The following is a 12499-nucleotide window of genomic DNA, read 5'->3' as shown; positions in this document are numbered from 1 at the left end:
ACCCGGGCTGCGGGCCTAGGCCGCGCGGCGGTAGAGCAGCGTCCAGCGCCCGACGCGCACCCACGGGTGGCGCACGGTGGAGGCCGGCGCCCAGTCCTCGGTGTCGTAGGCGATGTCCTGGACGGAGGACACCACCGCCGACGGCGGCCAGGTCCACCCGGGGTCGGCGGTCCCCGCCGGCAGGCGGGTCACCGTGCCGTCGGTGCTGGTCGCATCCAGCCAGTCCATCGTCGTCTCCTGCGCCGCACGCCCGGTCCCTCCGGGCGCCACCTGCTCGATCGGCAGGGACGCTCCCGCTCTTGAGGGTGCGCCGGGAAGGGCACTGCCCATCCCGGCGGGGAGATCAACCCCTCCGGATGACACTCCCGGGCAGGTCCCGACACTGCGTCACGGGTCGGGCACGCACGCGCAGCCCGGACGCACGACGGCCGGGCACCCCCGAGGGGGCACCCGGCCGTCGTCGCGCGGCGGTGGAGCCTCAGCCGCGCTTGAGCTTCTCCGCGTTGCGCTCGAGGTCCTCGAGACCACCGCACATGAAGAACGCCTGCTCCGGCACGTGGTCGTAGCGGCCCTCGGTGAGCGCCTTGAACGCCTCGAGGGTCTCCGAGAGCGGCACGTAGGAGCCGGGCTGACCGGTGAACGCCTCGGCCACGAACATGTTCTGCGAGAGGAACCGCTCGATCCGCCGCGCGCGCTGCACGGTGACCTTGTCCTCCTCGGAGAGCTCGTCGATGCCGAGGATCGCGATGATGTCCTGCAGCTCCTGGTACCGCTGGAGGATCTGCTTGACGGTCTGCGCGACCTGGTAGTGCTCCTGTCCCACGTACTGCGGGTCGAGGATCCGGCTGGTGGAGTCCAGCGGGTCGACGGCCGGGTAGATGCCCTTCTCCGAGATCGGCCGCGAGAGCACGGTCGTCGCGTCGAGGTGGGCGAACGTGGTGTGCGGCGCCGGGTCGGTGATGTCGTCGGCGGGCACGTAGATCGCCTGCAGCGAGGTGATCGAGTGGCCGCGCGTCGAGGTGATCCGCTCCTGCAGCTCGCCCATCTCGTCGGCGAGGGTCGGCTGGTACCCCACGGCCGACGGCATCCGGCCCAGCAGCGTGGAGACCTCGGACCCGGCCTGGGTGAACCGGAAGATGTTGTCGATGAAGAGCAGCACGTCCTGGTTCTGCTCGTCGCGGAAGTACTCCGCCATCGTCAGCGCCGAGAGCGCGACCCGCAGCCGGGTGCCCGGCGGCTCGTCCATCTGGCCGAACACCAGCGCGGTCGAGTCGATGACGCCGGACTCGGTCATCTCGGTGATGAGGTCGTTGCCCTCACGGGTGCGCTCGCCGACGCCGGCGAACACCGACACGCCACCGAACTCCTGGGCGACGCGGCGGATCATCTCCTGGATGAGCACCGTCTTGCCGACACCGGCGCCACCGAACAGGCCGATCTTCCCGCCGGCCACGTAGGGGGTCAGCAGGTCGATGACCTTGATGCCGGTCTCGAGCAGCTCGGTGCGACCCTCGAGCTGGTCGAACCGCGGCGCGTGCCGGTGGATCGACCAGCGCGGCAGGTCCGCGCCGTAGCCGGGGGTGTCCAGGCACTCGCCGAGCGCGTTGAACACGTGGCCGGTGACGCCCGGGCCGACCGGGACGTTGATCGGCGTGCCCAGGTCGGTGACCTCCGCGCCGCGGACGAGGCCGTCGGTCGGGGCCATCGAGATGGTGCGGACCACGTTGTCACCCAGGTGCTGGGCGACCTCGAGGGTCAGGGTCTTGCCCAGGTCGGCGAGGGTCACGTCGACGTGCAGGGCGTTGAACAGGTCGGGCATCGCGTCGCGCGGGAACTCGACGTCGACGACCGGCCCGGTGACCCGGACGACGCGGCCGGTCGTCTGGGTGGTCGGACGGTCCTCGGTGACGGTCACGGTTGCTCCTCAGGTGGATCTCAGGTCCGTTGTCCCCGCCGGAGAGGCGGGGTGGAGGGTCAGTCGTCGGCGCCGGCGGACACCAGCGCGTCGGCGCCGCCGACGATCTCGCTGATCTCCTGGGTGATCTCGGCCTGCCGGGCCTGGTTGGCCTGGCGGGAGAGGTTCTTGGCCAGTTCCTCGGCGTTGTCGGACGCCGACTTCATCGCCCGCCGCCGCGAGGCCGACTCGGAGGCCGCGGCCTCGAGCAGCGCCGCGTAGATGCGGGTGGTGACGTACTTGGGCAGCAGTGCGTCCAGCAGCGCATCGGCGGAGGGCTCGAACTCGTAGGACGTCGGGACGCTGCTCTGCCCGCCGGCGCCGGTCTCCCGGTCCTCGCGCTCGTAGTCGAACTCCTCGACCTCCTCGACCTCCAGCGGAGCCATCCGCTTGGCGACGGGGATCTGCGCGAGCAGGGAGCGGAACTCGGTGTAGACGATGTGCAGTTCGTCCACGCCCAGGACCCGGTCGGCGCCCGGCTCGGGGTCGACGTCGTCGACCCCGGCGGTGAAGGCGTCGATGAGGGCCCGGCCGACCTCCTGCGCGTCGGCGTACCCCGGCTGCTCGGAGAACCCCGTGAAGGTCGCCTCCATCGAACGGTCGCGGAAGGAGTAGTAGGTCTCCCCCTTGCGTCCGACGACGTAGAGCACCGGCTCCTTGCCCTCCTGCCGGAGCAGGCTGAGCAACTCCTCGGTGCGCCGGAGCACGTTGACGTTGTAGGAGCCGGCGAACCCCCGGTCGGAGGTGACGACGAGCACGGCGGCCCGCCGGGCCTCCGGCCGCTCGGCGAGCAGCGGGTGGTCCAGCGACGCCGACGACGCGAGCGCGGACAGCACGCGGGTGATCTCCCGGGCGTAGGGCTTGGACGCCTCCACCCGGGCCTGGGCGCGCACGATGCGGGCGCCGGCGATCAGCTCCTGGGCCGAGAAGATCTTCTTCGTCGACTGGGTGGAGCGGATGCGGCGCCGCAGCGCGCGGAGGGATCCGGCCACGATCAGCCCTTCTTGACCTGGACGCGCTCCTGGCCACGCTCGGACGCGTCCATGGCCTCGGCCTCGGGCTCGTCGAGCAGCGAGCTGCCGTCCGTCGTCGTGAACTGGCGGTAGTAGCCCTCGACGGCGCGCTCGAGGCTGCTGACCGCGTCGTTCCCGAGCGCCCGCGACGTGCGGATCTCGTCGTAGATCCCGGGCTCGGCCCGGGCGATGTGGTCGAGGAACTCCGACTCGAAGCGCCGCACGTCGCCGACCGGGACGCGGTCGAGCTTGCCGGTGGTGCCCAGCCACAGCGAGACGACCTCCCGCTCGACCGGGTAGGGCTGGTACTGCCCCTGCTTGAGCAGCTCCACGAGGCGCTGACCGCGGTCGAGGGTGGCCCGGCTGGAGGCGTCGAGGTCCGACGAGAAGGAGGCGAAGGCCTCGAGCTCGCGGTACTGCGCCAGGTCCAGCCGCAGGCGGCCGGCCACCGACTTCATCGCCTTGATCTGCGCCGAGCCGCCCACGCGGGACACCGAGATGCCGACGTTGATGGCGGGGCGGACCCCGGAGTTGAACAGACCGGTCTCGAGGAAGATCTGCCCGTCGGTGATCGAGATGACGTTGGTCGGGATGTAGGCCGACACGTCGTTGCCCTTGGTCTCGATGAGCGGGAGACCCGTCATCGAGCCGGCGCCCAGGTCGTCGGAGAGCTTGGCGCAGCGCTCCAGCAGCCGGGAGTGGAGGTAGAACACGTCGCCGGGGTAGGCCTCGCGGCCCGGCGGGCGACGCAGCAGCAGCGAGACGGCGCGGTAGGCCTCGGCCTGCTTGGACAGGTCGTCGAACACGATCAGGACGTGCTTGCCCTCGTACATCCAGTGCTGGCCGATGGCCGAGCCGGTGTAGGGCGCGATGTACTTGAAGCCGGCCGACTCCGACGCCGGGGCGGCGACGATCGTCGTGTACGCCATCGCACCGGCCTCCTCGAGGGAGGAGCGGATCGCCGCGATCGTCGAGCCCTTCTGGCCGACGGCGACGTAGATGCAGCGCACCTGCTGGGCCGGGTCACCGGTCTCCCAGGCCTGCTTCTGGTTGATGATCGTGTCGGTGACGATCGCCGTCTTGCCGGTCTGCCGGTCGCCGATGACCAGCTGACGCTGGCCGCGGCCGATCGGGGTCATGGCGTCGATGGCCTTGATGCCGGTCTGCAGCGGCTCGTGCACCGACTGCCGCTGCACCACGGTGGGCGCCTGCAGCTCGAGGGCACGACGGCCGGTGGTGGCGATCTCGCCGCCCCCGTCGATCGGGTTGCCCAGCGGGTCGACGACGCGGCCGAGGTAGCCGTCACCGACCGGCACCGACAGGACCTCGCCGGTGCGGCGGACCTGCTGGCCCTCCTCGATGCCGGCGAAGTCGCCGAGGATGACGACACCGACCTCGCGGACGTCGAGGTTCAGCGCCAGGCCGCGGACGCCGCTCTCGAACTCGAGCAGCTCGTTGGTCATGACCGAGGGCAGGCCCTCGACCCGGGCGATGCCGTCGCCGGCCTCGGTGACCGTCCCGACCTCTTCCCGGGAGACGTCCGGGGAGTAGTCGGTGACGTAGTTCTGGATGGCACTGCGGATCTCGTCTGCGGAGATGGTCAGCTCGGCCATGGCGCGCGTCCTCTTCCCTGCGGGGTCGTGAGTCTGTGGTTCGGGGGTGGTCGCGTCAGCCGGCGAGCCGGCGGCCCGCGACCTCGAGCCGGTTGGCGATGCTGCCGTCGATGACCTCGTCGCCGACGCGCACGACCAGGCCGCCGAGGACCTCGGGGTCGACGGTCACCTGCAGACCGATCGTGCGCCCGTAGATCCGGCCGAGCACGTCGCGCAGCCGCTGCTCCTGCGCCGCGGTCAGCGCCACCGCCGTCGTCACGTGGGCGACCGACCGGCCACGCCGGGCGGAGGCCGCCTCGGACAGGCGCTCGACGCGGACCTCCGCGTTGCCCACGTGCCGGGCGGTCAGCGTGTTCCGCACCAGCTGCTCGGTGACGGGGCTGACCCGGCCGGACAGCAGCCGGTCCAGCAGCGCGGCCCGGCCCTCGGCCGGGGCCGCGTCGTCGGAGAGGATGCGGGACAGCTGCGGGTCGCCGCCGACGATCCGGCCGAACCGGAACAGCTCGTCCTCGACGCCCTCGAGCTCGCCCCGGGCCTCCGCCGCGTCCAGCGCGGTGTCCGTGGCGAGCGTCTCGACCGCCTCGACCAGGTCGAGCGGCCGCGACCAGCGCTGCCGGGCGACGGTCTCGACCAGGTCGACGGCGGCGGCCGAGACGCGGCTGTCGAAGATCCGGTGCGCGAGGCCGGCCCGGTCGGCCGGCTTGCCCGCCGGGTCCGACAGCGCCCGGCGCAGCGAGACGTGCCCGTCGAGCAGTCGCGCGACGGCGAACAGCTCGTCGGCCAGCGCCATCAGCCCCGGACCCGCGGCACCGCTGGTGGTCTCCGCCAGGCGCTCGCGACTGGCGATGAGCGCCGCCCGGCTGGAGGCGTCCATCAGCGGTCGCCGCCGGGGACGAACACCGTGCTGCCGGTGCGGCCGTCGGACGCGCCGCCCCCGGACATGCCGTCGAGGTCGTCGAGGAACCGGTCGACGGTGCCGCGACGGCGGGACTCGTCCTCCAGGGACTCCCCCACCACGCGGCCGGCGAGGTCGACGGCGAGGGCGCCGATCTGACCGCGCAGCTCGTTGATGACCGACTGCCGGTTGGCGGCCAGCTGCTCCTCGCCGCGGGCGACGATGCGCGCCGACTCCTCCTGCGCCTGGGTCCGCAGCTCCTCCAGGATCTGCTGGCCCTCCGCGCGGGCCTGGTCCCGGATCTGCGCGGCCTCGGTGCGGGCCTCGGCCAGCTGGGCGCGGTACTGCTCCAGCGCGGCCTTGGCCTCGGCCTGCATGGCCTCCGCCCGCTCGATCCCGCCCTCGATGGCCTCGCGCCGAGCCCGGAAGACCTGCTCGAAGCGCGGCGCGATGAACTTGAAGAAGACGAACATCACGGCTGCGAAGGCGATCAGGCCGATGATGATCTCGCCGAGCGGCGGCAGGAGCGGGTTGGCGCTCTCCGCAGCGAGGATGCTCATGCTCTCAGTGTCCCTGTCTCAGTCGGTGACCCGCGTCCGGAGACCTGGTCAGATGCCGAAGACGAAGGGGACGACGAAGCCGATCAGCGCGAGCGCCTCGGAGAGGGCGAACCCGAGGAAGGCGTAGGTGCGGGTCAGGCCGGCCGACTCCGGCTGGCGGGCGGTGGCCTGGATGTAGGCCGCCCACACGATGCCGACGCCGATGCCCGGGCCGATCGCGGCCAGGCCGTAGCCCACCGAGCCGATGCTGCCGGTGAGCTCAGCGAGAAGATCCATTTCGGGTGTTCCTCCTGTGTCGTCGCCCGGTGTCCGCCGGGCGGCTTGCGGGGGTCGTGCGGGTGGTGCGGTCTGGTGTGCGGTCAGGCCGTCAGTGCTCGGCCTCGATGGAGCCGTTGAGGTAGGTCCCCATCAGCACGGTGAAGACGTAGGCCTGCAGGAAGATGACCAGCAGCTCGAAGAAGGTCATCAGGATCGCCATCAGCGCCGAGACGGGGCCGAAGATGATCGAGAAGTTGTCACGGCTGAAGAGGTAGACCGCGCCGAGGGAGAACACCACCAGCAGCATGTGGCCGGCGAACATGTTCGCGAAGAGTCGGACGGCGAGGGTGAACGGCCGGACGATGAAGTTCTGCAGGATCTCGATCGGCGTGACCAGGATGTACATCGGCTTGGGCACGCCGGGCAGGAACAGGATGTCCTTGAAGTAGCGGCCGGCGCCCTGCTCGCGGATGCCGATGTAGATGTAGAGCACCCAGCAGATGCCGGCGAGCACCAGCGGGAACGCGAACTTCGACATCGGGGAGATCTGCGCCAGCGGCAGGATCGACATGAAGTTGTTCGCGAGGATGAAGAAGAACAGCGACGCCAGGAACGGCGCGAACGGGATGCCCCGGGGACCGACGACGTCGCGGGCGATGCCGTCGCGGACCAGCGAGTAGCCGCTCTCGCCGACGAACTGCAGCTTGCCCGGCACGATCTGGGGCCTGCGCACCGTCATGACCATGAACACGAGCATCGCGAGCGTGGCGAACCACAGGCCCAGCGTGATGCGGGTGATGGCGAAGTCGACGCCCAGTAGGGAGAACTCGGCGATCGGCTCCGGGTAGAACTCGCTGAGGCCGGGGGCCTGGAAGCCGTCTCCGGCAGCACCGCCCTCGGCGGCGAGCACGTCCACGAGCGCGAGGGCGCTGGAGGTCACCGTTGTCCCTTCTGCGTCCTGGGCCGGCTCCGTCGTCCGCCCGGGGTCCTGCCGTTGTCCGATGCCCCCGGTGACGGGGGCAGGCCGCCGTACCGGGCGACGACCAGGTAGATGGCCACCGAGATGCCGAGGAGGATCCCGACCGGCACGAACACCCGCGTGTCCCACCACCGGTCGAGCAACCAGCCGGCTCCGCCCCACACGGCCATCCCGGAGATCATCGTGCCGATGACCGCGTAACCGGTCTCGGCACCACTGCCCTGAGAAGCTGCCCGCGCAGGTCGGGACCGGGGCTCCCCACGGATGGGGTCGTCCTCGGTCATCGCCGGGACACTATCAGCCGCGTGTCGCGGGCCCGCCCGGTGCCGGGGGGACGGTCGCCTGACCGGGTGGCGGGGGCGGGGTCACGTAGTAGAGCGGCCGGGTCCACACCCACCGCAACTGGACGCCGCTCCACAGGAGCGCGCCGACGACCACCGACCAGGCCATCGTCAGCCGGTCGAGCCAGCCGTCCTCGGGCAGGGCGTTCAGGATGCCGAACAGCACGATCGCCTTGACGAAGAAGGCGCCCAGCGCCGCCGGCAGGGTGAAGGTGTCGTTGATCCGCCCGGCCCACGCCACGGCGACGCCGGAGACCACGAAGAACGCCGTCACCACGAGGGCACCGACCAGGACGCCCGCGGCGTCGGCCCAGCCGGCCACGAAGCCAGCGACGAGCGCGGCGACGACGGCCACCGCGCCGGTGACCAGCGCGCCGACCCTCAGGAACGACAGGTCCCACGGGACCTGCGTCGGGCGGGGCGCGCTCACCGCATCCCCCTGCCGGCACCGGCGGCCCGCGGGGCGGCCGGCCCGGCCGCGGGCGCGGACGGCGGCGACGGCTGGGGCGGCGACACCGGCGCGCCGGCGGACGCCCGCCGTGCGGTCGTGCGGCCGCCGGTCCGGTGGGCCCGGGCGGTCGGGTGGGCGGCGCGGCTGCGCCGGCGCTGGGCGGCGATCTCGGCCGCACGGGCCTCGCGGGCGGCACGGCGGGCGTGCGGGCCCAGGACGACGACGACACCCACGACGAGCAGCACCCCGATCACGACGAGCAGCTCGACCGTCCCGCCGGTGACCGAGAGGGCCACCGCGCCGAAGGACAGGAGAGCCGCCCAGAAGTACATGGTCAGCACCGCCCGGCGGTGGGAGTGACCGATGGTCAGCAGCCGGTGGTGCAGGTGCATCTTGTCCGGTGAGAACGGCGACTGGCCGCGCCGGGTCCGGCGGACGACGGCCAGGAGCAGGTCGACGAACGGGATGAAGAGCACCGCGACCGGCACCAGCAGCGGCAGGGCCAGCGGCAGCAGGCTGGCGGCGGAGTCGAAGGACTGCGCGTCGACCCTCCCGGTGGCGCTCACCGCGGCGGCCGACAGCATCAGGCCGACCAGCATCGACCCGGAGTCGCCCATGAAGATCCGCGCCGGGCTGAAGTTGTGCGGCAGGAAGCCCAGGCAGGCCCCGGCGAGCACCGCCGTCAGCAGGGCCGGGGCGCTGGCCACCTCGTCGTAGCCGACGCTGCTGAGGTTGTAGCTGTAGGCGAAGAAGGCCAGCGCGGCGATGGCCGAGACGCCCGCGGCCAGGCCGTCGAGGCCGTCGATGAAGTTCAGCGCGTTGACCGTCATGACGGTCAGCAGGATGGTCAGCGGCACGCCGACGTCCGGGCCGAAGGAGATGGTCCCGATGTCGGCGAACGGCAGGAACAGGAACGCCAGCTGGACGCCGAGCAGCACCATGACGCCGGCCGCGGCGATCTGCCCGGTGAGCTTGGTGAGCGCGTCGAGGCCGAACTTGTCGTCGAGGACGCCCAGCAGGCAGATGAGGCCGCCGGCGACGAGCACCGCGGCGGTCTGCGAGTCGTCGAAGGTGCGCTGCAGCGCCGGCAGGCGGGTGGCCACCATCACCGCCGCCGCCACGCCGAGGTACATCGCCACTCCCCCGCCGCGCGGGGTGGGGATGACGTGCACGTCGCGCTCCCGCGGCGCGGCCATCATGCGCATCCGCACCGCCGCGATCCGCACCACCGGGGTGGCCAGGAAGGTCACCAGGCCCGCGGTGAGCAGGACGACGGCGTACTCGCGCACGGCTCAGCTCCTGCGCGGACCGCGCGGGGTCCCGGCCGGGCGCGCGGCGGGCGTGCTCATCGCGGTGCTCCCGGTGGCGAGACGACAGGGCGGACGGGGCTGGCGGTACCCCCCACGGTATCCCGCGGTCCCCGGGCGCAGCGGGACCCGAGCGGTCCCCACCCCAGGTACCGGGGGCGGGGAGGTCGGGTCCCCGCTCAGTCCGTGGTCTCGGGGACGACCTCGCGCAGCCGCTCGACGGGGACGGCGCCGACGCGCAGCACCCGCGGCACCGGCCCGGTGCAGTCGACGATCGTGCTGGGGACCGAGCCGGCCCGCGGGCCACCGTCGAGGACGACCGCCGCGTGCTCGCCGAGCTGCGCCGCCGCCTCCTCCGCGCTGGTGGCGGCGGGCCGGCCCGAGCGGTTGGCGCTGGAGACGGCCAGCGGCCCGGTGCGGCGCAGCAGGGCGCGGGCGACGTCGTCGTCGGGCAGCCGGACGGCGACGGTCCCCTCGGCGTCCCCGAGGTCCCAGGCCAGCGAGGGCGCGTGCTCGATGACGAGGGTGAGGCCGCCGGGCCAGAACGCCTCGGCCAGCCGCTGCGCCACCCGCGGCACGCTCATCGTCAGCCCGGCCAGCGTCGAGGCCTCTCCGACCAGCACGGGCACCGGCATCGCGCGGCCGCGGTTCTTCGCCGCCAGCAGCCCGGCGACCGCCGTGGGAGAGAAGGCGTCGGCGGCCACGCCGTACACGGTGTCGGTGGGGACGAGCACCAGCTCGCCGCGGGCGATCGCGGCGGCGGCGGCGTCGAGACCCGCCGTGCGCTGCTCGGGGTCGGTGCAGTCGTAGAGGTCGGCCACGGCCGGTCAGTCTCGCGCGGTCCGGCGGGCGGTCGTGAAGCGGGGGCGGCCGGCGAGGTCGGGGTGGTCGGCGACGTCGGTGAACTCGCCCGTGCCGCGTACCAGCGCGGGCAGCGCGCTCCCCTGCTGGTCGGCGTGCTCGATGCCGAGCGCGCCGCCGGGGCGCAGCAGCCGCGCCGCCGTCCTCAGCAGGCCCCGGACGACGTCGAGGCCGTCGGGGCCGCCCCACAGCGCGAGCGGCGGGTCGTGGTCGGCCACCTCCCGCGGCACCCGGGCGCCGTCGGGGACGTAGGGCGGGTTGGAGACGACGAGGTCGACGGCGCCGTCGAGGTCGCGCAGCAGCGCGGGGTCGGTCATGTCCCCGGACAGCACCGTCACCGGGCGGTCGCCGGCGGCCGCGCGGAGGTCGGCGTTGTGCCGCGTCCACTCGGCCGCCTGCGGGTCGCGCTCGACGGCGGTGACCCGCGCGCCGGGGTGCTCGTGCGCCAGCGACAGCGCGATCGCCCCCGACCCCGCGCCCAGGTCGACGACGACCGGCTCGTCGGCGCCGGCCAGCTGCGCCAGCGCCCACTCGACGAGCTGCTCGGTCTCCGGCCGGGGCACGAACACGCCGGGGCCGACGGCGAGCTCGAGGTGGCGGAACGGTGCCCGGCCGGTGAGGTGCTGCAGCGGCACCCGCCCGGCGCGCTGGTCGAGCAGCGCGGTGAAGCGGTCGGCGGCCGCGTCGTCGACGTCGTCGCGGGTCAGCAGGGCCGCCCGAGGGACGCCGAGGGCGTGGGCGAGCAGCAGCTCGGCGTCGACGCGGGGCGACTCGACGCCGGCCCCGGCCAGCCGGCGGGCCGCGTCGGCCAGCAGCGTGCGGGTGTTCAGGAGCCGGCCGCCAGCAGCTCGGTGGTGTGCGCGCGGGTGAGGGCGTCGATGACCGGGTCGAGCTCGCCGTCGAGGACCTGGTCGAGGTTGTGCGCCTTGAAGCCGACCCGGTGGTCGGAGATCCGGCTCTCCGGGTAGTTGTAGGTGCGCACCCGCTCGCTGCGGTCGACGGTGCGGACCTGGCTGCGCCGCTGGTCGCTGGCGGTGGCCTCGGCCTCCTCGCGGGCGGCGGCCAGCAGCCGGGAGCGCAGCACCCGCAACGCCGACTCACGGTTCTGCAGCTGGCTCTTCTCGTTCTGCGAGCTGACCACGATGCCGCTGGGCAGGTGGGTGATCCGGACGGCGGAGTCGGTGGTGTTCACGCTCTGCCCGCCGGGGCCGCTGGAGCGGAAGACGTCGATGCGCAGGTCGTTCGGGTCGACGGTGACGTCGACGTCCTCGGCCTCGGGCAGCACCAGGACCCCGACGGCGGAGGTGTGGATGCGGCCCTGCGACTCGGTGACCGGCACCCGCTGCACGCGGTGGACGCCGCCCTCGAACTTCAGCCGCGACCAGATGCCCTCGTCGGTGCGCGACTTCACCGCGATCGCGACGTCCTTGTAGCCGCCGAGCTCCGCGGGGACGGCGTCGAGCACCTCGGTGGCCCAGCCGCGGCGCTCGGCGTAGCGCAGGTACATGCGCAGCAGGTCGCCGGCGAACAGCGCCGACTCCGCGCCGCCCTCCCCCGCCTTGATCTCGAGGATGACGTCCTTGTCGTCGTCGGGGTCCTTGGGCAGCAGCTGCTCGCGCAGCCGGTCGCTGAGCTCGTCGATGCGCACCTCCAGCCCGCGGGCCTCCTCGGCGAAGGACGCGTCCTCGGCGGCGAGCTCGCGGGCGGCCGCCAGGTCGTCGCGGGCGGCGTCGAGGGCGCGCGCGGTCTCGACCACCGGGGCGAGCTGCGCGTAGCGGCGTCCCAGCCGGCGGGCGCGGGCGGTGTCGGTGTGCACCGCGGGGTCGGCCAGCTCCGTCTCGAGCGCGGCGTGCTCCTCGAGCAACCCGTGCAGCCGGTCGGGTGCGGCGTCGGTGGGGCTGCTCATCGCGGGACCTCTCGGCAGGAGCGGCAGAAATGGCCATCTCTGCCGGGGACGGGGGCGGACACGACGACGGCGCCCGTCCCACGCGAGGTGGGACGGGCGCCGTCGGGGGTGCTACTTGCCGGCGGTGGCGCCGCGCTTGCCGAACCGCTTCTCGAAGCGGGCCACGCGGCCACCGGTGTCGAGGATGCGCTGCTTGCCGGTGTAGAAGGGGTGGCAGGCCGAGCAGGTCTCGACGGTGAGCGTGCCGCTGGGCGAGGTGCTGCGGGTGGTGAAGGTGTTGCCACAGCCACAGGTGACCGTGGTGGTGTGGTACTCGGGGTGGATACCGGGCTTCATGATGCGGGGCCTCTTCCGGGGACGT

Annotated in this window: 15 protein-coding genes; all 15 read right to left on the bottom strand. The window is 73.1% G+C overall.

What is annotated here, in order from left to right; genetic code table 11:
- Nucleotides 1–15: 15 nt before the first annotated feature.
- The 15 genes from HLV61_RS06680 to rpmE all read right to left on the bottom strand — a co-directional run bounded on the left by HLV61_RS06680 (nucleotide 16) and on the right by rpmE (nucleotide 12474).
- Nucleotides 16–228, bottom strand: coding sequence for a hypothetical protein (locus HLV61_RS06680; protein WP_369253607.1), 213 nt, complete (start codon nucleotides 226–228; stop codon nucleotides 16–18).
- Between the two features lie 250 nt (nucleotides 229–478).
- Nucleotides 479–1915, bottom strand: a complete 1437-nt coding sequence (atpD, locus tag HLV61_RS06675; RefSeq protein ID WP_369253606.1) for a F0F1 ATP synthase subunit beta — start codon at nucleotides 1913–1915, stop codon at nucleotides 479–481.
- Between the two features lie 59 nt (nucleotides 1916–1974).
- Nucleotides 1975–2946 (bottom strand): F0F1 ATP synthase subunit gamma, encoded by a 972-nt coding sequence (locus tag HLV61_RS06670; RefSeq protein WP_369253605.1) that lies wholly within the window; start codon nucleotides 2944–2946, stop codon nucleotides 1975–1977.
- Between the two features lie 2 nt (nucleotides 2947–2948).
- The gene (atpA, locus tag HLV61_RS06665) at nucleotides 2949–4580 is read right to left on the bottom strand and encodes a F0F1 ATP synthase subunit alpha (protein ID WP_369253604.1); all 1632 of its coding nucleotides are present in this window, start codon (nucleotides 4578–4580) and stop codon (nucleotides 2949–2951) included.
- 55 nt (nucleotides 4581–4635) lie between these two features.
- Nucleotides 4636–5454 carry a F0F1 ATP synthase subunit delta gene (locus HLV61_RS06660; protein WP_369253603.1) on the bottom strand — a complete coding sequence of 273 codons (819 nt, stop codon included), beginning with the start codon at nucleotides 5452–5454 and terminating at the stop codon, nucleotides 4636–4638.
- The gene (locus tag HLV61_RS06655) at nucleotides 5454–6035 is read right to left on the bottom strand and encodes a F0F1 ATP synthase subunit B (RefSeq protein ID WP_369253602.1); all 582 of its coding nucleotides are present in this window, start codon (nucleotides 6033–6035) and stop codon (nucleotides 5454–5456) included. Before HLV61_RS06655 ends, HLV61_RS06660 begins: the two co-directional genes overlap by 1 nt.
- Nucleotides 6036–6083: 48 nt before the next feature.
- Nucleotides 6084–6311 (bottom strand): ATP synthase F0 subunit C, encoded by a 228-nt coding sequence (gene atpE, locus HLV61_RS06650; RefSeq protein ID WP_089402402.1) that lies wholly within the window; start codon nucleotides 6309–6311, stop codon nucleotides 6084–6086.
- A gap of 91 nt (nucleotides 6312–6402) precedes the next feature.
- The gene (atpB, locus tag HLV61_RS06645) at nucleotides 6403–7233 is read right to left on the bottom strand and encodes a F0F1 ATP synthase subunit A (RefSeq protein ID WP_369253601.1); all 831 of its coding nucleotides are present in this window, start codon (nucleotides 7231–7233) and stop codon (nucleotides 6403–6405) included.
- Complete coding sequence (locus tag HLV61_RS06640; protein ID WP_369253600.1) at nucleotides 7230–7556, bottom strand: AtpZ/AtpI family protein; 327 nt, start codon at nucleotides 7554–7556, stop codon at nucleotides 7230–7232. The genes atpB and HLV61_RS06640 overlap by 4 nt, the downstream gene beginning before the upstream one ends.
- A gap of 13 nt (nucleotides 7557–7569) precedes the next feature.
- Nucleotides 7570–8043 (bottom strand): hypothetical protein, encoded by a 474-nt coding sequence (locus tag HLV61_RS06635; RefSeq protein WP_369253599.1) that lies wholly within the window; start codon nucleotides 8041–8043, stop codon nucleotides 7570–7572.
- Complete coding sequence (locus HLV61_RS06630) at nucleotides 8040–9353, bottom strand: glycosyltransferase family 4 protein (RefSeq protein WP_369253598.1); 1314 nt, start codon at nucleotides 9351–9353, stop codon at nucleotides 8040–8042. The genes HLV61_RS06635 and HLV61_RS06630 overlap by 4 nt, the downstream gene beginning before the upstream one ends.
- 197 nt (nucleotides 9354–9550) lie before the next feature.
- Nucleotides 9551–10192, bottom strand: coding sequence for an L-threonylcarbamoyladenylate synthase (locus HLV61_RS06625; RefSeq protein ID WP_369253597.1), 642 nt, complete (start codon nucleotides 10190–10192; stop codon nucleotides 9551–9553).
- Nucleotides 10193–10198: 6 nt separating this feature from the next.
- On the bottom strand, nucleotides 10199–11044 hold the full coding sequence (gene prmC / locus HLV61_RS06620; protein ID WP_369253926.1) for a peptide chain release factor N(5)-glutamine methyltransferase: 846 nt from the start codon (nucleotides 11042–11044) through the stop codon (nucleotides 10199–10201).
- Nucleotides 11045–11058: 14 nt separating this feature from the next.
- Nucleotides 11059–12138 carry a peptide chain release factor 1 gene (prfA, locus tag HLV61_RS06615; protein ID WP_369253596.1) on the bottom strand — a complete coding sequence of 360 codons (1080 nt, stop codon included), beginning with the start codon at nucleotides 12136–12138 and terminating at the stop codon, nucleotides 11059–11061.
- Nucleotides 12139–12249: 111 nt separating this feature from the next.
- The gene (rpmE, locus tag HLV61_RS06610) at nucleotides 12250–12474 is read right to left on the bottom strand and encodes a 50S ribosomal protein L31 (protein ID WP_369253595.1); all 225 of its coding nucleotides are present in this window, start codon (nucleotides 12472–12474) and stop codon (nucleotides 12250–12252) included.
- Between the last annotated feature and the right edge of the window lie 25 nt (nucleotides 12475–12499).

The organism is Geodermatophilus amargosae (genome assembly GCF_041028265.1).
GTDB lineage: Bacteria > Actinomycetota > Actinomycetes > Mycobacteriales > Geodermatophilaceae > Geodermatophilus > Geodermatophilus amargosae_A.
The sequence above is the reverse complement of the archived record's forward strand: the minus strand, read 5'-3'. Positions and strand labels throughout refer to the sequence as shown.

Excerpts from the sequence above, each read along its gene's own strand:
- atpE (WP_089402402.1), bottom strand. The coding sequence starts at position 6,311 with ATGGATCTTCTCGCTGAGCTCACCGGCAGCATCGGCTCGGTGGGCTAC.
- HLV61_RS06655 (WP_369253602.1), bottom strand. The coding sequence starts at position 6,035 with ATGAGCATCCTCGCTGCGGAGAGCGCCAACCCGCTCCTGCCGCCGCTC.
- HLV61_RS06640 (WP_369253600.1), bottom strand. The coding sequence starts at position 7,556 with ATGACCGAGGACGACCCCATCCGTGGGGAGCCCCGGTCCCGACCTGCG.
- prfA (WP_369253596.1), bottom strand. The coding sequence starts at position 12,138 with ATGAGCAGCCCCACCGACGCCGCACCCGACCGGCTGCACGGGTTGCTC.
- HLV61_RS06680 (WP_369253607.1), bottom strand. The coding sequence starts at position 228 with ATGGACTGGCTGGATGCGACCAGCACCGACGGCACGGTGACCCGCCTG.
- HLV61_RS06660 (WP_369253603.1), bottom strand. The coding sequence starts at position 5,454 with ATGGACGCCTCCAGCCGGGCGGCGCTCATCGCCAGTCGCGAGCGCCTG.
- atpA (WP_369253604.1), bottom strand. The coding sequence starts at position 4,580 with ATGGCCGAGCTGACCATCTCCGCAGACGAGATCCGCAGTGCCATCCAG.
- rpmE (WP_369253595.1), bottom strand. The coding sequence starts at position 12,474 with ATGAAGCCCGGTATCCACCCCGAGTACCACACCACCACGGTCACCTGT.